The sequence below is a fragment of the Halorussus gelatinilyticus genome (assembly GCF_023238445.1).
GTDB lineage: Archaea > Halobacteriota > Halobacteria > Halobacteriales > Haladaptataceae > Halorussus > Halorussus gelatinilyticus.
Genome location: NZ_CP096658.1, coordinates 1,726,880 through 1,745,949, shown reverse-complemented (window position 1 = coordinate 1,745,949; position 19,070 = coordinate 1,726,880). Strand labels below are relative to the sequence as shown.

Annotated in this window: 20 protein-coding genes; 9 read left to right on the top strand and 11 right to left on the bottom strand. The window is 67.2% G+C overall.

The features are described from left to right. Positions 1 to 46 precede the first annotated feature (46 nt). On the bottom strand, positions 47 to 1,492 hold the full coding sequence (locus tag M0R88_RS09015; RefSeq protein WP_248656603.1) for a S8 family serine peptidase: 1,446 nt from the start codon (positions 1,490 to 1,492) through the stop codon (positions 47 to 49). A 102-nt stretch (positions 1,493 to 1,594) separates the two neighbouring features. After that, positions 1,595 to 2,089: a deoxyuridine 5'-triphosphate nucleotidohydrolase gene (locus M0R88_RS09010; RefSeq protein WP_248656602.1), complete on the bottom strand. Its 495-nt coding sequence runs from the start codon at positions 2,087 to 2,089 to the stop codon at positions 1,595 to 1,597. A 167-nt stretch (positions 2,090 to 2,256) separates the two neighbouring features. Between M0R88_RS09010 and M0R88_RS09005 the strand changes: the two genes are divergently transcribed. The 3 genes from M0R88_RS09005 to M0R88_RS08995 all read left to right on the top strand — a co-directional run bounded on the left by M0R88_RS09005 (position 2,257) and on the right by M0R88_RS08995 (position 5,947). Next, positions 2,257 to 4,233 (top strand): aconitate hydratase, encoded by a 1,977-nt coding sequence (locus M0R88_RS09005; RefSeq protein WP_248656601.1) that lies wholly within the window; start codon positions 2,257 to 2,259, stop codon positions 4,231 to 4,233. A 661-nt stretch (positions 4,234 to 4,894) separates the two neighbouring features. Then, positions 4,895 to 5,407, top strand: coding sequence for a ribosomal protein S18-alanine N-acetyltransferase (rimI, locus tag M0R88_RS09000; protein ID WP_248656600.1), 513 nt, complete (start codon positions 4,895 to 4,897; stop codon positions 5,405 to 5,407). 33 nt (positions 5,408 to 5,440) lie between these two features. Then, complete coding sequence (locus M0R88_RS08995; RefSeq protein WP_248656599.1) at positions 5,441 to 5,947, top strand: DUF5810 domain-containing protein; 507 nt, start codon at positions 5,441 to 5,443, stop codon at positions 5,945 to 5,947. A gap of 7 nt (positions 5,948 to 5,954) precedes the next feature. Here M0R88_RS08995 and M0R88_RS08990 read toward each other — a convergent pair whose 3' ends face one another. Beyond that, positions 5,955 to 6,344 carry a rhodanese-like domain-containing protein gene (locus M0R88_RS08990; RefSeq protein WP_248656598.1) on the bottom strand — a complete coding sequence of 130 codons (390 nt, stop codon included), beginning with the start codon at positions 6,342 to 6,344 and terminating at the stop codon, positions 5,955 to 5,957. 186 nt (positions 6,345 to 6,530) lie between these two features. Here M0R88_RS08990 and M0R88_RS08985 point away from each other — a divergent pair, with 186 nt between their 5' ends. Together M0R88_RS08985 and M0R88_RS08980 are read left to right on the top strand one after the other, a co-directional pair. Further along, positions 6,531 to 6,830, top strand: a complete 300-nt coding sequence (locus tag M0R88_RS08985) for a DUF7562 family protein (RefSeq protein WP_248656597.1) — start codon at positions 6,531 to 6,533, stop codon at positions 6,828 to 6,830. Between the two features lie 212 nt (positions 6,831 to 7,042). Then, positions 7,043 to 8,320: a ribonuclease catalytic domain-containing protein gene (locus M0R88_RS08980; RefSeq protein ID WP_248656596.1), complete on the top strand. Its 1,278-nt coding sequence runs from the start codon at positions 7,043 to 7,045 to the stop codon at positions 8,318 to 8,320. Positions 8,321 to 8,357: 37 nt separating this feature from the next. On the opposite strand, the gene M0R88_RS08975 is transcribed toward M0R88_RS08980, so the two are convergent. After that, on the bottom strand, positions 8,358 to 8,942 hold the full coding sequence (locus M0R88_RS08975) for a GNAT family N-acetyltransferase (protein WP_248656595.1): 585 nt from the start codon (positions 8,940 to 8,942) through the stop codon (positions 8,358 to 8,360). Between the two features lie 77 nt (positions 8,943 to 9,019). Between M0R88_RS08975 and M0R88_RS08970 the strand changes: the two genes are divergently transcribed. Continuing rightward, the gene (locus tag M0R88_RS08970) at positions 9,020 to 9,682 is read left to right on the top strand and encodes a uracil-DNA glycosylase (RefSeq protein WP_248656594.1); all 663 of its coding nucleotides are present in this window, start codon (positions 9,020 to 9,022) and stop codon (positions 9,680 to 9,682) included. 62 nt (positions 9,683 to 9,744) lie between these two features. Continuing rightward, on the top strand, positions 9,745 to 10,392 hold the full coding sequence (locus M0R88_RS08965) for a helix-turn-helix domain-containing protein (protein ID WP_248656593.1): 648 nt from the start codon (positions 9,745 to 9,747) through the stop codon (positions 10,390 to 10,392). 12 nt (positions 10,393 to 10,404) lie between these two features. On the opposite strand, the gene M0R88_RS08960 is transcribed toward M0R88_RS08965, so the two are convergent. Both M0R88_RS08960 and M0R88_RS08955 read right to left on the bottom strand, forming a co-directional pair. Then, positions 10,405 to 10,980, bottom strand: a complete 576-nt coding sequence (locus tag M0R88_RS08960) for an NUDIX hydrolase (RefSeq protein ID WP_248656592.1) — start codon at positions 10,978 to 10,980, stop codon at positions 10,405 to 10,407. Continuing rightward, positions 10,977 to 11,507: an NUDIX hydrolase gene (locus tag M0R88_RS08955; protein WP_248656591.1), complete on the bottom strand. Its 531-nt coding sequence runs from the start codon at positions 11,505 to 11,507 to the stop codon at positions 10,977 to 10,979. The genes M0R88_RS08960 and M0R88_RS08955 overlap by 4 nt, the downstream gene beginning before the upstream one ends. Before the next feature lie 413 nt (positions 11,508 to 11,920). Between M0R88_RS08955 and M0R88_RS08950 the strand changes: the two genes are divergently transcribed. After that, positions 11,921 to 12,430: a metal-dependent transcriptional regulator gene (locus M0R88_RS08950; protein ID WP_248656590.1), complete on the top strand. Its 510-nt coding sequence runs from the start codon at positions 11,921 to 11,923 to the stop codon at positions 12,428 to 12,430. A 9-nt stretch (positions 12,431 to 12,439) separates the two neighbouring features. Here the strand turns inward: M0R88_RS08950 and M0R88_RS08945 are convergent, their stop codons facing one another. The 5 genes from M0R88_RS08945 to M0R88_RS08925 form a co-directional block, all read right to left on the bottom strand. Next, complete coding sequence (locus tag M0R88_RS08945) at positions 12,440 to 12,850, bottom strand: DUF5809 family protein (RefSeq protein ID WP_248656589.1); 411 nt, start codon at positions 12,848 to 12,850, stop codon at positions 12,440 to 12,442. A 458-nt stretch (positions 12,851 to 13,308) separates the two neighbouring features. Further along, positions 13,309 to 13,602 carry a stress response translation initiation inhibitor YciH gene (yciH, locus tag M0R88_RS08940; protein WP_113276842.1) on the bottom strand — a complete coding sequence of 98 codons (294 nt, stop codon included), beginning with the start codon at positions 13,600 to 13,602 and terminating at the stop codon, positions 13,309 to 13,311. Positions 13,603 to 13,765: 163 nt separating this feature from the next. Then, positions 13,766 to 16,039: a transglutaminase TgpA family protein gene (locus M0R88_RS08935; RefSeq protein WP_248656588.1), complete on the bottom strand. Its 2,274-nt coding sequence runs from the start codon at positions 16,037 to 16,039 to the stop codon at positions 13,766 to 13,768. Continuing rightward, positions 16,036 to 17,100: a DUF58 domain-containing protein gene (locus M0R88_RS08930; RefSeq protein ID WP_248656587.1), complete on the bottom strand. Its 1,065-nt coding sequence runs from the start codon at positions 17,098 to 17,100 to the stop codon at positions 16,036 to 16,038. The genes M0R88_RS08935 and M0R88_RS08930 overlap by 4 nt, the downstream gene beginning before the upstream one ends. Before the next feature lies 1 nt (position 17,101). Next, a complete protein-coding gene (locus M0R88_RS08925) occupies positions 17,102 to 18,076 on the bottom strand; it encodes an AAA family ATPase (protein ID WP_248656586.1) in 975 nt (324 codons plus the stop codon). Between the two features lie 364 nt (positions 18,077 to 18,440). Between M0R88_RS08925 and M0R88_RS08920 the strand changes: the two genes are divergently transcribed. Then, positions 18,441 to 19,049, top strand: coding sequence for a TetR/AcrR family transcriptional regulator (locus tag M0R88_RS08920; protein WP_248656585.1), 609 nt, complete (start codon positions 18,441 to 18,443; stop codon positions 19,047 to 19,049). Positions 19,050 to 19,070 lie beyond the last annotated feature (21 nt).

Below are 19,070 nucleotides of genomic sequence, written 5' to 3'. Positions count from 1 at the left end.
CGGCCTCAGTTCACTTTTTCTCGAAAAAAGCGCCGCAAGCGGGTCCTCAGTTCACCAGCGTCACGTCGCCGAACGAGGCGAGGTTCCCGTTCTCGACGCGGGTCACGGCGGCGTCGGCGTCCACGAACCCGGAACCGACGTTGTACGGCGTGTAGCTGTCGTACACCTCGTCGGACTCGGCGTTGATGGCGTTGAGAAGTTCCAGCGGGCCGATGTCCCCCGAGTTGTTCTGGCGGTAGGCGTCCACGACCAGCGTGGCGATGCCCGCGGTCATCGGACACGCCATCGAAGTCCCCGAGATGGTGGCGTAGTAGAGTCGCCCGTCGTCGGGACTCTGGGACTGGAGCGCGTCGTCCGGCGACATCGTGCTGACGATGGCGTTGCCGGGCGCGCCGATACCGGGTCGGTAGACGCCCAGCGGACCGGACGCGCTCCCAGTTTCGTAGTAGGACGCGAGGTTGTCGAGCGCGGTCTGTCGGTTCCAGTTGTCGGGCGTGTTGGTGCTGTCCTGCTTCCGACCCCGCGACGAGAAGTTCGTGACCTCCTTCTGGTCGTTCGTCGCGGCCACGCCGAGGACCTGCGGTGCCTTGGCGTACTGGTTCAGCGTGTTCGTGCCCGGCCCGGAGTTGCCTGCGGCGAACACCGAGAGCAGGCCCTCTTGATACGCCTTCCACGTCGCGGTGTTGAGGGCGTTGTCGGGGTTGAACGCGCTCCCGTTCGAGGAACCGTAGGAGTTGCTAACAATTTTGACGTCGGTCGAACCGTCGCGGACCCGCTTGAGGATGTGGTCGTAGGCCGCGGCGGTCTTGAGGACGACCAGCACCGCGCCCCCGGCGTACACCGTGAGGTCCGCGTTCGGAGCCATGCCGCGGAACTGACCGTCGCTGGCCGACCCGTCGCCGGCGATGGTGCCCGAACAGTGAGTGCCGTGGCCGCCGCCATCGGTGTCGGCGATGCCCGCGTCCGCCCACAGCGTCGGACTACCGAGGGGGTTGCCGACCCACTGGAAGTTGTTGACGAGTTGGTCTTGCAGGTCGGGGTGGTCGCCGTCGACGCCCGAGTCGATGACCGCGGTGTGGACGCCGTCGCCCTCGTACCCGAAGTCCGACTGAACCTTCGAGACGCCCGTGACCTCGCGGCCGTCGTCGTTGTAGTAGTCGAGTTCGACGTTCTTGCGGACGAACCGCACCGAGTCCCACGACGCGATGTCGCGAATCTGGTCGGCGTAGAGCTCGGTGTAGCCGATGGGGAGCACGTCGAACTCGTAGTAGCCGTTCACGAGGTCGAGGTCGGCGAGACGGTCCACGTCGTCGCGCGAGTCGAACACCACCAGTGCCTCTCGAAGCACGTCGAGTGTAAGGTCGAAGCCGTCGTCGATGATGGTATCGTCGTCCGCCGCCGCGGTGCCCGAGAGCGGGAGGGTCGTCGCGACACCGGTTACGCCGGTCGTCTTCAGGAACGCTCTTCGTTTGAACTTTCTATCTCGCGGCATGCAATCATAGAGAGCGCGGAAAAGAGGTTAAAGTATCACCACCGTTCCTCTGAACGAAACGGAACCAACAAAAGGTTTAACAGGAGATCCCGAAAACCTGGCTCAGAACTCGTCCAGCGCGACGTTCTCGCCCTGATACGACCCGGCGTAGGTGCCGTCGTGGTCCGCCTCCGCGAGGACGAGTTGCGCGATGCGCGCGCCCGTCTCGATTTCGATATCGTGGTGGACTTCGAGCAGTCCCTCGCCCTTCCCCTCGTAGCCGGCGTCCCAGACCGCGGTGTTCAGCATGCAGGAGTTGCGGAGGAGAGAGGACCGGGGGTAGATGTAGCCGACGTGGTTCTCGGGAATCCGGACGGTTTCGGCGTACTGGACGACGTAGCCCCCGGCGGTGAGGTAGTAGGTTTCCGGGGCGTCGTCGGCGACCTGCTCGGTTTCGAGTTCCCGGCGCTCGCCGATCTCCTTGTCCTCGCGGCCGATGCGTCCGGGTTCGCGTTGCTCGTAGACCGCTTCCAGCGTGAGGTCCACGCCGTTCGGTTGAATCTGGTCGTCGTCGGTGTCGGAAACGTGTTCGGCGACGAAAGGACCGCTCTCGAACATGTGGGTCCGGTTCCACCGAAACGTTATAGCGTTGGCGGAGTCGCCTCGCGCGCGGGACCGCGGTTCGGTTCGTACAATTATTGCCGCACGGCGTCGGGATTTACAACCGGCGTAGAGAACGGAAACACGCGGGATTTATACGCTTGGAGGGTCGATATTCGGTCGATATGGGACAGACGCTAACTGAAAAAATTCTGGAGGACCACCTCGTCGAGGGCGACCTCGAAACTGGCGAGGAGATCGGCATCGAGATCGATCAGGTCCTCACACAGGACACGACAGGGACGCTCGTCTGGCTGCAGTTCGAAGCGCTCGGACTCGACGAAGTGCAGACGGAACTGGCGGCGCAGTACTGCGACCACCAGACCTACCAGTTCGACTTCAAGAACACCGACGACCACCGCTTCCTGCGTTCGGCGGCGGGCACCTTCGGTGCGCACTTCTCGCGGCCCGGTAACGGCATCTGTCACAACGTCCACAAGGAGAACTTCGCCGCGCCCGGCAAGACGATGCTCGGCTCGGACTCCCACACGCCGACCCCCGGCGGACTGGGCGAACTCGCCATCGGTTCCGGCGGTCTCGACGTGACGGTCGCCATGGGCGGCGGCGCGTACTACATCGAGATGCCGGAAGTCGTCAACGTCCGACTCGAAGGCGAACTCCCCGAGTGGGCCACCGCGAAGGACGTCATCCTCGAGATGCTCCGTCGCCTCTCCGTGAAGGGCGGCGTCGGCAAGATCTTCGAGTACACCGGTCCGGGCGTCGAGAGCCTCTCGGTCCCCGAGCGGACGACCATCACCAACATGGGGACGGAACTCGGCGCGACCTCCTCGATCTTCCCGACCGACGAGAACACCAAAGACTACCTCGAACGCCTCGGCCGCGGCGACGAGCACGTCGAAATCGGTCCCGACGAGGACGCCGACTACGCCGACCAGATCACCATCGACCTGAGCGACCTCGAACCGCTCATCGCCAAGCCGTCGATGCCCGACAACGTCGTGCCCGTCCGCGAAGTCGAGGGTACGGAAGTCGATCAGGTCATGATCGGCTCCTGTACCAACGGCGCGTACGAGGACATCCTCCCGGCCGCGAAGATGCTGGAGGGTCGCGAGACGAACAAGACGACCGAGATGATCGTCGCGCCCGGTTCCAAGCAGGCCTCCGAGATGCTGGCGAAGGAGGGCTGGGTCTCCGAGATGATGGCCGCAGGGGTCAACTTCTCCGAGGCGACGTGCGGTGCCTGTATCGGCATCGGCCACGTCCCGGCCAGCGACTCCGTCTCGCTCCGGACCTTCAACCGCAACTTCGAGGGCCGCTCGGGTATCGAGGACGACAACGTCTACCTCTGCTCGCCCGAAGTCGCCACCGCGGCCGCCATCAAGGGCGAAATCGTGGACCCGCGCGACCTCGCCGACGAACTCGGCGACCTCGAGGACCCCGGCTTCGAGATGCCCGACCAGTACACGGGTAGCAAGACCGACCTCATCGCGCCCGACGAGGCTCCCGACGACGAACTCATCAAGGGGCCGAACATCGGCGACGTGCCGCTGAAGGACGAGATGGGCTCGGACCTGCAGGGACCGAACCTCCTGAAGATGGAGGACAACATCACGACCGACCACATCATCCCGGCGACCAGCGACATCCTGAAGTTCCGGTCGAACATCCCGAAGCTCTCGGAGTTCACGCTCTCGCGCGTGGACGACCAGTTCGCCGACCGCGCCAAGCAGTCCGACGGCGGCTTCCTCGTGGCCGGCGAGAACTACGGTCAGGGTAGCTCGCGCGAACACGCGGCGCTCTGTCCGATGTACCTCGGTGTCGAGGGCGTCCTCGCCCAGAGCTTCGCCCGCATCCACAAGGCGAACCTCTTCAACTTCGGTCTCATCCCGCTGACCATCGACGAGGAGACCTACGAGAAGATCGACCAGGGCGACAACATCGAAATCGTGGACGACGTGGCTGAAGCGGTCCGCTCCGGTAAGGAAGAGTTCACGGTTCGGGTCAACGACAACTGGGAAGCGACGGCCCACCTCGACGCCTCTCAGCGCGAGCGCGAGATTCTCGCCGACGGTGGCAAGCTCTCGCACACGAAGAAGCAGGCCGAGTCCGGCGGCGACTCGCCCGCTCCGGCAGACGACTAAGTAGCGCGCAATCCCTTCCGTTTTTTCTCACGCCCGTCAGCGACGGGGACACCGCGACGTCGCAGGCCGAGCCGTCGGCCGAACTAGCGACTACACCGTCGGTACGCCAGCGCACTACGCAGGAGCGCGGGTCCCTCGAGCGTGGCGAGAGGGTTCCGACTAAAAGTACGGGCGGTCCGTTCGCACGTCATCGTCCTTCGACGGCACGCCTCGACGGCGGAGCAAACGCTAGCCGAGCGGCGGATTCGACCGTTTCCGGCGGAGAAAATGACGAGTCGGTGGGGACTACTACGAGAGGCAGACGTAGTAGTAGCTGAGGTCGCAATTGGATGCGAACGAAAGTCCAAACACGCATTAATTCACCTCTGTTGTAAGTAATATTATATTGCATAAATATTTTGCTGCTGTTTAACGTACGAAATCGGTCGCTCGTCGCTTCCACGTGCGACTCTTTGCGCCCGACAGAGTCACTCTTCGAGTCGAAGAAGTTGCGACTCGGGAGTTGTCGCGACGCAAAAGGTGGGGGTGGGTGGGGGAGATTTCGGGAGCTTGCACCTCCGGCCGGAGAGTGCATTTCGTTCTTATGAATAGTACTACTAAAGAATTACGGGGCGCGTATCGGGCATGACACTCTTAAGGGTCGGGCGAGAAACCGCGGGCAGTGACAACGACTCCCGCGGAGGACGGCGACGACGTGCGGATTCGACAGGCGGTGCAGGCCGACCTGTTGGCCGTGCTACGCATCGAGCGGGCCTCCTTCGACCAGCCGTGGCCCTTCTCCGCGTTCGAGCGGTATCTGGGCGACCCCGGCTTTCTGGTCGCGGTCGCGCGCGAGGAGTCGTCGGGCTACCTCGACGGCGACGGAAACGAGAGCGTCGTCGGCTACGTCGTCGCCAACCTCGTGCCGAATCACGGCCGGGCGTTCGGTCACGTCAAGGACATCGCGGTCCACCCCGAGTACCGCGGCGAGGGCATCGGCGGGGGACTGCTCGAACGCGCGCTGACGGTCCTCGGCACGCGCGGTGCCCAGAGCGTGAAGTTGGAGGTCCGCGCGAGCAACGACCGCGCGGTGGGGCTGTACCGGGAGTTCGGCTTCGAGTACCTCCGGACCGTCCCGCGGTACTACGACGACGGCGAGGACGCGCTGATTCTGGTCGTAGACTTGGACGAATAGGGGTCCAGAGTCGAACCTCTCCGAGCATCGAGCGTGGCGCTTTTCGGCGCGGGCGACCTACCCCGGAACATGGGATACGCCTGTCCGGTCTGCGAGACGCCTCAGTCCGACGCCGAACACCTCGCCAACCACCTCGCGTTCACGGCGATGCTCGGCGACGACGACCACGAGGAGTGGCTGGACGACCACGCGCCGGGGTGGAGCGACGACGGCGAGGACGAACTCGCCGAGCGCGTCGAGGAGTACGCCAAGGAGGTCGGCTTCCCGCAGGTCTTCGAGGACACCACGCACGACCACGCTGGCGACGAACCGCAGGGCGGCGAACTCTTCGAAGACGAACTGGAGCGCGCCAACTCGCAGGGCCGCGGGTCGATGGCCAGCGGCACAGGCGCAGGCGCGGCAGGTACGGGGTCGCTGGACGGTGACGCCCAGTCGATTCTCCAAGAGGCCAGAGAGATGACCGAGGAGATGCTGGACGAGAGCGACGAGGAGGAGAGTGCCGACGGACGTACCGACGGCGAGGAAGCAGACGAGGAGTAGCGAACGTTCAGAACGGTGCGTCCGGACCGTCGGCGGAGTTCTCCGACGCGTCGGCTTCTGCGTCGCCCGCCGACCCCTCGGCGGTCTCCAGTTCGTGGTCCCACTCCGAGAGACCGCCGGCCATGCTCTCGACGCGCGCGTCGTCGGGCAGACCCTCGTAGGAGGCGACGAGTCGCGCGGCCTGCACGCTGGCTTTCCCGTGCGGGCAGACGGTGACGACGCGCCGCGCGCCGTCGAGTCGCTCTATCTCGTCGGCGAGCGCGTGGAACGGCACGTTCTCGCTGCCGGGGATGTGTCCGCGCTCGAACTCTTCCTCCGAGCGGATGTCCAGGATTCGGACCTCGTCGTCGGCGTCGAGGAGCTCCCGAACCTCGTCGGGAGCGATTTCGGCGTCCATCGACCCCACGTTGGCGGTCCGGGTGGATAAGCCCCGCGATGCTCGGAGTCGGAATCCGGCTGCGCTCCGGGCGCGTTCGACCCGAGAGTGCCGGGGTAAGCCGTCGTTAATTTCGCGTTCATTCCCGTCGAATCTACTCAGGAAACGACCAAAAACCGCAAGTAAGCCCGGCCCGTGGATACTGGTATGTGGGGTTCCCGGAGCAACCGGGGAAACGACTCGGTCGATTGTATCGCCTGCGGTGAGACCACTCGTCGCTCGGACGCCCGAGAGTACGACAAGGAGGGCGACCGCTGGGACCGGAAGGGCAAACAGTTCGAGTACCTCTGTAAAGGCTGTCACACCGACCTCTGTCACCAACCGCGCGACGAACTCGAAGACCTGCTGGTAGACATCGACGCCGGGGGACTGGCCGAACTGGAGTTTCTGGAGGCGTACTGGAACGCCGTCGAGGAGCGGTACGGACCCCTCGACCACGAGCGGTAGGCGACGGCTAACGACGCCACACGACGGCGGCGACACCGCACGAACGGTGCGCCGACGCTGCATCGATTGCCACGCCGGGGTGTCTAGGGCGGTGGTGGGGTTAGTGAACAGTGTAGGCGTCGGCGAGCGGTGGGGTGATGATGGGCGGCCGCGGACGGGGGTTCTCGCACCGCTCCGATACGCCTAACTACTCGACTCCGTTATCCCTCTGTATGACGAGTGACACGCAGGCCGAGGCCGGAACTCCCGAGGGGCAAGGCCCGGTCGAGATTTCGCCGGAACTCGCCGACAAGCTCGAGGAGAAGCGCGAGAAACTCTTCGAGAAGTTCGAGATTCGCGACGAGTTTCCCCAAGAGGTACTGACCGAGGCCGAGAAGCGCACCGAGGACATTCAACAGGAGATTCAGGACGAGGTCGGCGAGCGCGAGGACCTCCGCGACATGACGACGTGGACCACCGACCCGGTGGACGCCCAGGACTTCGACGACGCCCTCTCCATCGAGGAGCGCGACGACGAGTACGTCCTCTGGGTCCACATCGCGGACGTGACTCACTACGTCAACCCGGACACCAACATGTGGGAGGAGGCCGTCGAGCGCGCGAACACGGTCTACCTGCCCGCCTACACGATGCACATGCTCCCGCCGGTCCTCGCGGAGACGGTCTGCTCGCTGGTCCCCAACGAGGACCGACTCGCCCACACCGTCGAGATGCACCTCGACAAGGAGAATCTGGGCTACGAGAACATCGAGATTTACAAGTCGGTCATCAACAGCGACGAGCGACTGACCTACACGCAGGCCGAGCGCCGCATCGACGACGAGGACGCCGACCTCCACGAGGAGAACAAACTCGCCTTCGAGTTGGCCGACAAGATGCACCAACAGCGCAAGGACGAGGGGAGCCTCGTCCTCAACCCCCGCCGGGACCGCGCTCACACCATCATCGAGGAGTCGATGCTGAAGGCGAACAAGGCCGTCACCCACGAACTCATGTGGAACCGCGGCGTCGAGGCGATGTATCGCGTCCACCCGCAACCGAGTCCCGACGAGTGGAGCGAAGCCCTACAGGAGATTCAGGACTTGGACGGCGTCTCGATTCCGGGGTCGAAGTGGGACGACCCCCGACAGGCGGTCAACGCGACGCTCGAAGACGCTCCGGACCGACAACTCGACAAGATTCAGTGGGCCGTGATGAAGGTCATGCCGCGAGCGCGCTACATGAACGACCCGTTCGGCGGCCACCACGCGCTCAACTTCGAGATATACGGTCACTTCACCTCGCCCATCCGACGCCTGTCGGACCTCATCAACCACTGGATAGTGTACACCAACGACGTGCCCGAGGACCTCGTGGCGCTCTGCGACCGCGCCAGCGACAAGCAGGCCGACGCCGAGGCCTGCGAACGCGAGTACAAGCAGTTCCTCGAAGAGGTCGGTCTCGACGCCGCCGCGGTCAACAACCGCGGTCTCGAAGTCGTCGAAGAGTAGCGCGACCCCGAGGTGGTCGGGGAGACGCAGTAGAAGATTACAGCTCTTTCTCGCGAACGTAGTCGGTGACGGTCTCGCCATCGAACTCCGACTCGCGCGAGCCGACCGTCCGGAAGCCTCGGGACTCGTAGAAGGCGTTTCCGACCTCGTTGTCGGCCAGCACGACGAGACGGAGGCGCTCGGCCCCCCGCTCGGCGGCCCACGACTCGATGCGCTCGGCGAGCGCGGTGCCGACGCCCTCGCCCCAGCAGTCGGGGTGGACGTAGAGTCTGGGGAGTTGGGCCGCGCCGTCCTCGGCGTCTCCGCCGCCGAGGACGCCCTGCCCGAAGCCGACTATCTCGGGGTCGCGAGCGTCGGTTCCCGTGTCGCCCTCGCCGGTCGCCGCGTCGCCCGCGTCGCTTTCGTCGGTCCCTCCGTCCTCCTCGCGCTCGGCGACCAGAAACGCGCCGTCCCCGCGCTCGACCGACCGACGCAGCGAGTAGAGGTCGTACCAGTCGTCCACGACCGATTCGACCGCCTCGGGGCCGAGCAGGTCGTCGTACGTCGCGTGCCACGACTCGCGGGCGACCCGCCGCACGTCGGCCACGTCGCTCGTCGTCGCCGGGCGAACGTTCGCGTCCATGCGTTTGGGGTGGGCGACCGGCGACAAATAGCTTCCGCGAGCGTGAGGTTGAGTAGCGCCGGCCGCCAACGACGAGCATGGCCGAGTTTCCGGACCCCGACTCGCGGAACGTCCTCGAACCCGACTGCTCGCGGTGTCCCGCGCTGGTCGAGTCCCGCGAGTCCATCGCGTGGGGCAACGGGTCGCTCGACGCCGACGTGTTGGTCGTGGGAGAAGCGCCGGCCTCCGGAACTCCCGACGCCGAACGGTGGCGGGGCGGCAACTGGACCGGGATGGCCTACACCTCGCGGCACTCGGGGCGAACGGTCCGGGACCTGTTCGCCGACGCGGGACTCGCGAGCGAGGACTGCTATTTCACGAACGCGGTGAAGTGCTTTCCCGCCGAGGACCACGGCGGAGACGACGGCGAGAGCGACGAAATCCCGACGAACCGCGAACCCACCGCCGACGAGCGCGCGAACTGTCGAGACCACCTCCGGACCGAGATTCGGCAGGTCGAGCCCGCGGTGGTGGCGACGACCGGCAGGCACGCCACGCTGTCGCTACTGGGCGATTTGCCGGGCGGATTCCTCGATTCGGTCCTCGAACCGGTCGAGTCCGAGGCGTTCGACGCGACCGTCCTGCCCCTCCTGCATCCCTCGTACCAGAACGTCTGGTTGCCCCGACTCGGCTACTCGCGCGAGGAGTACGTCGCCGAAATCGGTGCGGTCGTGGGCGAGCGCCGGGAACGCGACGGGTGAGCGCCAGTTCGTGACAGACGTTGCCACTTCTATTTTAGGCGTGCGCGTCGTCTGACGAAGCGATGAGTGTCATCGCGGAGTTCACGACGCCAGCCGAGGAGTTCACGCTGGGCGACGCGCTCGCGGCCCATCCCGACGTGCGCGTCGAGTTGGAGAAAGTCGTGCCGACCCGCAAGGAGGTGGTCCCGTTCTTCTGGGCACGGGGGCGAAACTTGGACGCGTTCGCCGAGACGGTCCGCCAGCAGTCGGGCGTCGAAACGCTGGAGCAGGTCGAGGGAATGGACGACCGGATTCTCTACCGGGTGGATTGGACCGACGCGACGAGCGACCTCGGACGCGTCCTCCGGACCGGCGACGCCACCGTGCTGGAGGCCAGCGGGCAGGACGACACGTGGCATTTCGAACTCCGATTCACGGACCACGACGGCGTGCGGTCGTTTCAGACCGAGTGCGTGGACAACGACGTCGCGCTCGAACTCCGGCGACTCCACTCGCTGTCGGAGGTTGGTACCGAGGGGAGCTACGACCTGACGCCCGAGCAACGCGAGACCCTGCTGACCGCGCTCGAACGCGGCTACTTCGAGGAACCGCGCGACATCACGCTCGAACAACTCGCCGACGAGTTGGGCCTGTCGCCGACCGCGGTCTCGGGCCGGATGCGCCGGGCCGAGGCGAAACTCATTTCGCGGACGCTGGTCACGGAGACCTGACGGCCGACCCTCTCAGAGCAGGCCCTCGTGGTCGGCCAGCAGGAGCGGTCCGAGCGTCCACCCCGTCGCCGGGCCGGTGGTTCGAGCGCGCGAGACGGCTTCGTCGGCCGGGACCGTTCGCGGGTCGGTGAACTCGCCGTCGTCGCGGTCGGGGGCGGTCGGCGTCAGGTCGGTGGCGAAGACGATACCCCGGCGCTTCCGGAGCCAACTCACGGGGTAGTGAACGTCGAGCAGTCGAGTGGTCGCGGGGTCGAATCCGGTCTCCTCGCGGAGTTCTCTGGCCGCGCCCGCCTCGAAGGACTCGCCGTCTTCCAGCCTGCCGACCGGACAGGTGACGACCGTCTCGCGGAGTTTCGGGCGGTACTCCTCTATCAGGACGACCCCGCGGTCGGCCGCCTCGCCGTCGTTCGACTCGCCGTCGGCGGTCCCTCCGTTCGCTCCCTCGCGGACCGCGACCACGACCACCGCGTCGCGGGGGTCGGCCCACGCCGCGCCCTCGGTCCGGCCGTCGGGTCGCCGGAGGCGGTCGTAGCCCACGTCGCCCCACGGCGTCGGGACCGTCAGGCTCGCCTCGCGCGACCAGTTCAAAGCAGGCCCTCCTTCTCGGCCAGCAGGAGCGCTTCGATGGTCGCGTCGTTGGCCGGGGCCTCGCGCGCGGCGTCGAGCGCGTCCTCGACCGGCATCGGTCGGACCGAGAGGAACTCGTTGCTATCTAAGTCGCGCTCGACGGGCGTCAGCCCCTCGGCGAAGACGATGCCGCGCTCGTGGCGCAGGACGCCGGTCGAGCAGTAGAACTCTTCGAGCAGGCTGATGCCGTCGGCCTCGAAGCCGGTCTCCTCGCGCAGTTCGCGCGCCCCGGCCTCGGTGTAGGACTCGCCGTCCTCGACGATTCCGGCCGGGCACTCCAGACACTCCTCGCGGATGACGGGGCGGTACTGCTCGACGAAGACGACCTGTCCGTCGGTGACGGCCAAGATGACGACCGCGGCCGGCAGTTCGGCCCAGTAGTACTTCTTCGTGGAGCCGTCGGGTTGCTCCACGAGGTCGTAGCCGCCGGTGTACCAGCCGGTTTCGTACTCCTCGACCGACTCGATGACGCGCCAGTCGTCGCTCATGCGCGAGTAGTCGGGAGCGGGCGAGTAAAGCGTGACTCATCGAAAACGACGCTCGGTAAGCTCGTGAATCGCGTCGGTGAACTCGTCGCCGACACGTTCGGCGTTCCGTCTGCGGTCGGCGCGTGCGGGCGCGACCCGCAGGTGGTCGCGCCCACCGCGCGAGGGACGAGCAACGCAGGTCGAAGACCGGGTAGCGCAGTCGGTTGGGGTGGACGAGGCGGTCGCGGTGCGGGGCGGTGCTGGGCGGTGGCTCCGTGGCGTCGGCAATAGACTGCTGTGCGGTCGCAGTGCAGGGCGGAGCGGTCTCATCGGAGTCGGCAGTAGCTACCGCACCCAAAACCGCGATACGTCCGCGTCTATCTCGCAGGCGTCCGGGAACAAAACTATAGCGACGCAAGCCCACACTACGTAGCATGAGCGAGGGTTCGGAGCGCGACGTGTCCGAGAGCGAGGGGCGCTATCTCAGGGCCATCCACCTGCTCACCGCCGAGACCGACCGCCGGGCGAAGACCGGGGAACTCGCGGCGGTGCTCGACGTGAGCGACGCGAGCGTGACCGGCATGGTCGGGACGCTCGCCGACCGCGGCCTCGCCGACTACCGGAAGTACGAGGGCGTGACGCTCACCGACGACGGTGAGGCGGCCGCCCGCGAGTTCGCGTGGCGGCGCTGCGTCGCCGAGAACTTCCTCGAAGACGACCTCAACGTGGACGTGGCGGCGCTCCGCGAGGCGGACGGCGACGGAAGTGGCGAGGACCCGCGCGCGCTCGGGCAGGTCCTCTCCGACGAGGCGGTCCACCGGCTCAAAGAGGTCGTGGACCACCCCTGCGACGGAGCGTGTCGCGCGCCACACGACGAGTACGACGAGTGCAGCAGCGAGGTCCGGACGACCGCCGAGCGCGTCGAATCGGAGTTCGAGCCCTGAGCGAGTCGGTTACAGCATCTCTCGGTATACGCGTCCGAACGCCTGCCGCCGGAGGGTCGCCACCGCGGCGCGCTCCTCGCGCTGGTAAGTCGCGGCGACGACCGTCTCGCCGAGTGCGTCGTGCCACGCGACGCGCTCGACGTTCTCCGAGCCCTCTTCGACGACCTCGCGGTCGCGGTCGGCCAGCCAGTCGTCGTACTCCTCGCGCGTGCCGGTCCGAACGGTCAACAGCGACGCGAACAGCGCGTCGCGGGCGGTCTCGACGACCTCGCCGGTCACGCGCTCGTCGTACTCGTCGGGCGCGAACTGCATCGCCTTCGCGGTCTCCTTGACGACGGTCTGGGCCGCAGGGCCGACCGCCTCGTAGCGCTCGCGGGCCTCGGTCTCGGTCTCGGGCGCGAGAAAGCCGTGGGTCTCCATGGCCGTGCCTTCGGAGGCCGGGGACTACTGGTTTTCGTCCTCGGACGCGAATTCGACCCGACCGGCGGGCGGTCGTGCGGTCGGCCCGGCCGACGAGTCCGCTCGACGTCCAACGCGAAGAAACCGGCGGTCGGTGGGTATTTTCCCGGTTCCGAGCGTACGCCCTCGTGTGAGCTCCCGCTCGGACGCCGACTCGAACGACGACGAGGGCCGGAAGAACGAACTCCTCGACCGCATCGTGAACTTCCTCGCGACGTACCTCCCGTAGCGCGGCCGCCGGACGGGTCCGCTAGGAGACCCCACTTCTGATTGCCGAAGGGTATACAGATGTTTCTCAGAGCAATCTACGTGGTGTTTGGAGAACGACAGGATGCGCCGGGCGACCGGAAATCGGTCCCCCGGCGCGAGACGCGGTCGTCACTCGGTGACCCGCTACACAACGCAAAACCGACGCGAGGTCAGGCTACGTTGAAACCCTTGTCACGTAGGAAATCCTCGACGCGCCCGGTGTGATTGCCCTGAAGCTCTATCTGGCCCTCTTCGACAGTCCCGCCGCAGGCGAACTTGGACTTGAGGTCCGAGGACAAACTGTCCAGATCGACGTCCTTGGGGTCGAAGCCTTCAATAATCGTTACCTCTTTACCGTAGCGTCGCTCGTCGATGCGGATGTTAATCTGCTGGGACTCTTTGGCGACGTCCTCGCAGACGCAGAGCTCTTGAGGCAGCCCGCACGTCGAGCACACTTCCGACATTACAATTCGGGAATTGGTCGTAGGGGTACAAAACTGTGTCGCTAGTTACTCGAGTCGAGCCGCGGGAAAAAGCGAACTGAGAGGCCTGTGCCTCGGTCGCCCGACCCGCCGGGCGTCCGAGCGGTCGCGCCGGTGTGAAGTCGATGACGGAAACGCGGACGGGCTACCGCCCGAGGAGTCCGCGTCGGTCCCGGACCAGTTCGTCTACCAGCGACACCGCTTCGTCGGCGAGTCCGTCGTCGGTCGCGCCGGCGTAGCGGACCTGCTCGTAGATGGTCCCGACGCGCTCGGCCCGGTCGTCCACGTCGTAGCGCGACTGGAGCGCCGCGAGGTACTCGCGGGGCGTCTCGCCGGGTTCGCGCTCGCGGTACTCGCCGGCGAGCAGGCGTTCGAGCCGCTCGAACGCGCGGCTCACGTCGGTCTCGGGGTCCCTGCGCGGTTGCCAGCGGAGCCAGACCGCCCGCTGGAGTCGCGCCAGCAGACCGATCCGACGCGCGGCCGCGAGCAGGCCGACCACCACGAGCGCGCCCAGCGCCGCCTGCTCGCGCGAGGGCATCGAAATCGGGATGCCGCCGCCCTCGTCGCCGCTCGCGCCGCCGCCCGCGTCGGTGGTCGTGAACTCGCCGACCGTGCCGCCGATTCCGTCGCCGGGGTTTATCGGCTGGCGAGCCGGAATGTCCGGACCCGACGTGGCCGGCCCGGTCGTCTCGGTGCCGGCGGGGTCGGCGGTCGTTTCCGTGCCGCCGGGGTCGGCGGTGGTCTCGGTCGTCGTGGGCGTCCACGTGCCTCGCGCGCTCTCGCCGGTGTCCACGTCCGAGACGTTGCTCTCGCGGGCCTGCTCGACGCGCGAGTTCTCGACCTGCTGGCGCGGACCGCCCGGCGTCGGGTCGAACTTCACCCAGCCGATTCGCGGGAAGTAGACCTCGACCCACGCGTGGGAGTCGAGTCCGCGGACGACCCACTCGTCCTCGGCGACGCGCTGGCCCGACGTGTAGCCGACGACGAACCGTGCGGGGACGTCTTGGGTGCGGAGCATCGTCACCATCGCGGTGGCGTAGTAGGTGCAGTACCCCTTCTGCATGTCGAAGATGAAGCTCTCGGCGATGTTGCCGTCGGGCCGGGAGATGTCCTTCGAGTAGGCCTTGTTCGACTCCAGCCACCGCTCGACGGCGTTGGCCTTCTCGTAGGGCGTCGTCGCGTTCGCCGCCGCAGTAATCCGGTTCGTGCGCTGTAGGATGCGGTCGGCCGAACTCCCCGGCACTTGCAGGTAGCGCTTCTCGACGTACTCGGGGTAGTCGGTGCCCGCCCGCCGGAGTTGGCTCTCGGTGGCGTCGGGGACCCGGCTGACGACCGTGTACGACTCGCCCTCGCGGAGCGCGCCCACCGGGTCGAACGCGCCGAGCGAACTGATGCGGGTGTTCTCCCGGTCGCCCGAGGTCAACCGGGTCGGCTTCCACGCCGCGGGCATCGCGGCCATCCGCTCGGCCTCGACCGTCACGCTCTGCACGACGCTCCGGGTCGGGCCGGGCGGTGCCGGACGCGACCGGTAGGGCGTGGCGTCGCCGGTCCGAATCCAGCCGTTGCCGTCGTAGCGGTCGTAGGCCGCGACGCGCCAGTAGGCGGGTTCGCTCGACTCGACGGTGAACCGGACCTTCGGCGAGAGCCGAATCGACCCCTGAATCGAGACGCGCTCCTCGTTGGTGACGAACGCCTGCTCGACGGTCGGCGTGCTCGCGCCGCTCCCCGGCAGGATGGGACTCTTCGCGCCGCCGGGTACGACGCTGACCGTCGAGGCCAGCACGACCATCGCCACCAGCACGACCGCCAGAATATCGACCTGCGCGGCCGTCCCGCCCCGGTGCGCCAAGGTCCCGAACCCGAGGGAGGCGGTCGCGCCGAGCGTGCCGACCAGCGTGGCGAAGTTGCTCAAGTCGCCGGTCAGCACGAAGAAGCCGAGCGCGGTCCCGGCCGCGCCGACCGCCAGCGCGTAGCGCCGCCGCAAAACGAGGTACCACGGCGCGAACACCATCGCCGGGGCGACCCCGAGCGCCCACGCGCCGACCTCGGTCATCCGGAGGACCGACAGCCCGGTCAACAGCGCCACGTTGTCGGCGACGACCTTCCCGAGCGAGAGCGCCACGAGGTAGGCGCTCGGCACCGCCAGATAGTAGCCGACGAGACCGACCGCCAGCAGGACGAACGCGAGCGCCGCCGCCTGCAACGGGCGGAGTCGTCTGGCGGTCGCCGCGCCCGCCAGCAGGGTCGCGGCGACCAGCGCGGCCAGCGTCGCGGTCCCGCCCACGATGTCGGTGATGTGAAAGAGGACGCTCAGGTACGCGACCATCGTGACGCCGAGCGACCCGACCGCGAGCCAGTGGTACGACACGTCCACGTCGCCGAACTCGAAGTCGGTCCCGACCGCGCGGTCGGCGCTCATCGGCGCTCACCTCCCGAGACATCCGACCCACCGTCTGCGAACGCGGTCCGGTCGTCGGTCGCCGACATTCGGCTTGCTTCACCGCCTCGGCTTCCACCGGACAACTGACTGAAGGAGACGGTCCGGTCGCCGACCGTGACCCGAACGTCGTCCTCCTCGGCCGCCGACTGGACCAGCACGTCGGCCCGGTCGCGCCGCGAGTCGCCGACCGTGCCGGGATAGGTCCGGGCCAGCAGGGTCAACAGTTCGGTTCGGTGGTCCGGTCCCGTGCCGGGTTCGACCCGGCCGCCGGGGACCGTCAGGCCGACCGCGAGTCCGGCGTCGAGCAGGTAGGTCAGGACGCTGGCGGCCGCCTCCGCCACGTCGTCCATCCGGCCGCCCTCGGCCTCCGCGAGGAGTTCGACCTGCTCGCGCTCCTCCTCGTCCTCGAACTCCATCACCACGAGTTCGTCGTCCGGGCGCTTGGCGCTGGACTTCCAGTGGACGTTCCGGAGCGGGTCGCCACGTTCGTACTCGCGCAACTGGTCGAAGCGGTCGCGCCCGCCGAGTCCGAACTCCCGGTGGAGCGCCGCGAGGTCGCTGGCGTCCCGCAGGCGGTGAATCTCGGGGAAGACGACGACTTCGCGGCTGACGGGGTAGGTGTAGGTCTCGGTCCAGACGCCCAGCACGTCCTCGGCGACGACCTCGACCGGGCCGACCGACTGGAAGCCCCGCTCGCGGAGCGTCACGTCGAACGAGAGCGACTCGTCGGCGACGGTCGTCTCGACCGCGGAGTCGGCGACCGTCAGCCCCTCGTCGGCGTCGAGTCGGACCGTCGCGGCCAGCGGCGTCGAAGCGTCGAACGACAGGGAGACCGGGACCGTCTCGCCGGCGAAGCCGTACTCGGGCGTCTCGGTGCGGAGTTCGGGCTGGCCGGCGCGCTTGACCTGCAGGTAGCCCGCCGCCAACGCGATGGCGACGGGACCGACGACGGCGTTCAACGAGCGGGCGCTGAACGTCGCGGCCATCAGGAAGCCGCCGACCGCGACGGCCGCGAGCGCCCATCCGCGTCGCGTCAGCATCTCACTCCACCGGGACCGACTCGAGCGCCTCGGTTATCAGGTCCCGGCCCGACTTCCCGCCGGACGCCCCGGTCCGAATCCGGTGGGCGAGGACGCTCTGGGCTTCCGACTGCACGTCGTCGGGGACCACGTAGTCGCGGCCCTCCAAGACGGCGCGGGCCTGTGCCGACCGGAGGAGCGCGATAGACCCGCGGGGACTCACCCCGAGGTCGGCGTGGTCGCGGGTGTAGTTGGCCAGTCGGGTGACGTACGCCCGGACCGCCTCCTCGGCGGTAACGTTCTCGACGGTCTCGCGGGCCGCCAGCACGTCCTCGGCGGTCGCCACGGACTCCAACTCGTCGATGGGGTGGCCGCCGGTCACGCGCCGGAGGACCTCCGACTCGTCCTCCGGGGAGGGGTAGCCCAGCGTCAGGCGCTTGGCGAACCGGTCCACCTCGGCGATGGGGAGTTCGTAGGTCCGGTCGGCCTCGACGTCGTTCTGAGTGGCGATGACGGTGAACGGCTGGTCGAGTTCGTAGGTCTCGCCGTCCACGGTGACCTGGGCCTCTTCCATCGCCTCCAGCAGGGCCGACTGGGTTTTGGGCGGCGCGCGATTTATCTCGTCGGCCAGCACCACGTTACCGAAGACGGGACCTGGACGGAACTCGAACTCCCGGCTCCGCTCGTCGAAGACGTTCACGCCGGTCACGTCCGTCGGCATCAGGTCGGGGGTGAACTGGACCCGCGAGAACTCGCAGTCGATGGAGCGGGCGAGCGACCGGGCGAGCATCGTCTTGCCGACGCCGGGCACGTCGTCCAACAGGAGGTGACCCCGAGCGAGGATGGCGGTGACGATGTGTTCGGTCACGTCGTGGTGGCCCACGATGACACGCTCGACGTTCTCGACCACTCGCTCGGCGACCTCGGCCGCCTCGTCTACCGGCAAGGGGTCGGGCGACGCGTCGGTTCGGCGCTGAGGGGGGTTAGCTTCCGTCATGGGTAGGTGAGTCAGCACGCGGAGGGCGACGGTCTCGGCGACCGAACCGCTGGCCGCCGAAGCGTGCGGATACTACTCGTACGTTGCGAGGCCACCTTTGAAACTTTTGTCCCGGCAAGAACGTGTTCGGAAGCCGCAGACGACGCGGTGCGACGCCGGACGCGCGGAGAGACGGTCCGGAAAGCGAGTCCGGAGCGCTCGACGGGTGGCCGTTCCGAGTCCGCAACGAACAGCGCACTCGAAACGCCTCGCCCGAGGCGTTTCGGCCGATACCTATCTCGTTTTTAACGGTTGAGTAATAGATTATCCTAAGCGAGACCCGAGGGTTAAAGGTTCTCTCGGTGCTACGTATACACTCACCCACATGCCGCCCGACGGTCTCTTCGACGACTCGGCCGACGACACTCGCACGGCAATCATGGAAGCCACCTATCAGGCGCTGGTGGAGTACGGCTACGCCGACCTGACCATTCAGCGCATCGCCGACGAGTTCGGCAAGAGCAAGTCGCTGCTCTATCACCACCACGACGGGAAGGACGACCTGTTGGTCGATTTCCTCGAATTCATCCTCGACCACCTCGAGGAGGGGATGACGCTGTGCGAGGGGACCCGCGCCGACGAGCGACTCCGGTCGTTCGTCGGCGCGCTCGCCGTCCCGGAAGACGCCGAGAGCGAGGAGTTCGCGGGCATCGTCGTGGAACTCCGCGCGCAGGCGGTCAACGACCCCGACTACCGGGACCACTTCACTCGGAGCAATCGGTTCTTCCGCGACTACATCGCCGACATCGTCAGGGACGGTATCGAGGAAGGCACCTTCCGGGAGGTGGACCCCGACCGGACCGCCTCGTTCCTGCTGACCGTCGCCAACGGCGCGATGGGCGAGTACGTGGCGACCGACCGCCCGGACGCCGCGCGCGCCGTCCTCGACGAACTGGACGCGTACGTCGAGGAGCGCATGCTGAAAGAGGAGTAGCGACGAGCGGGCCGACCGCCC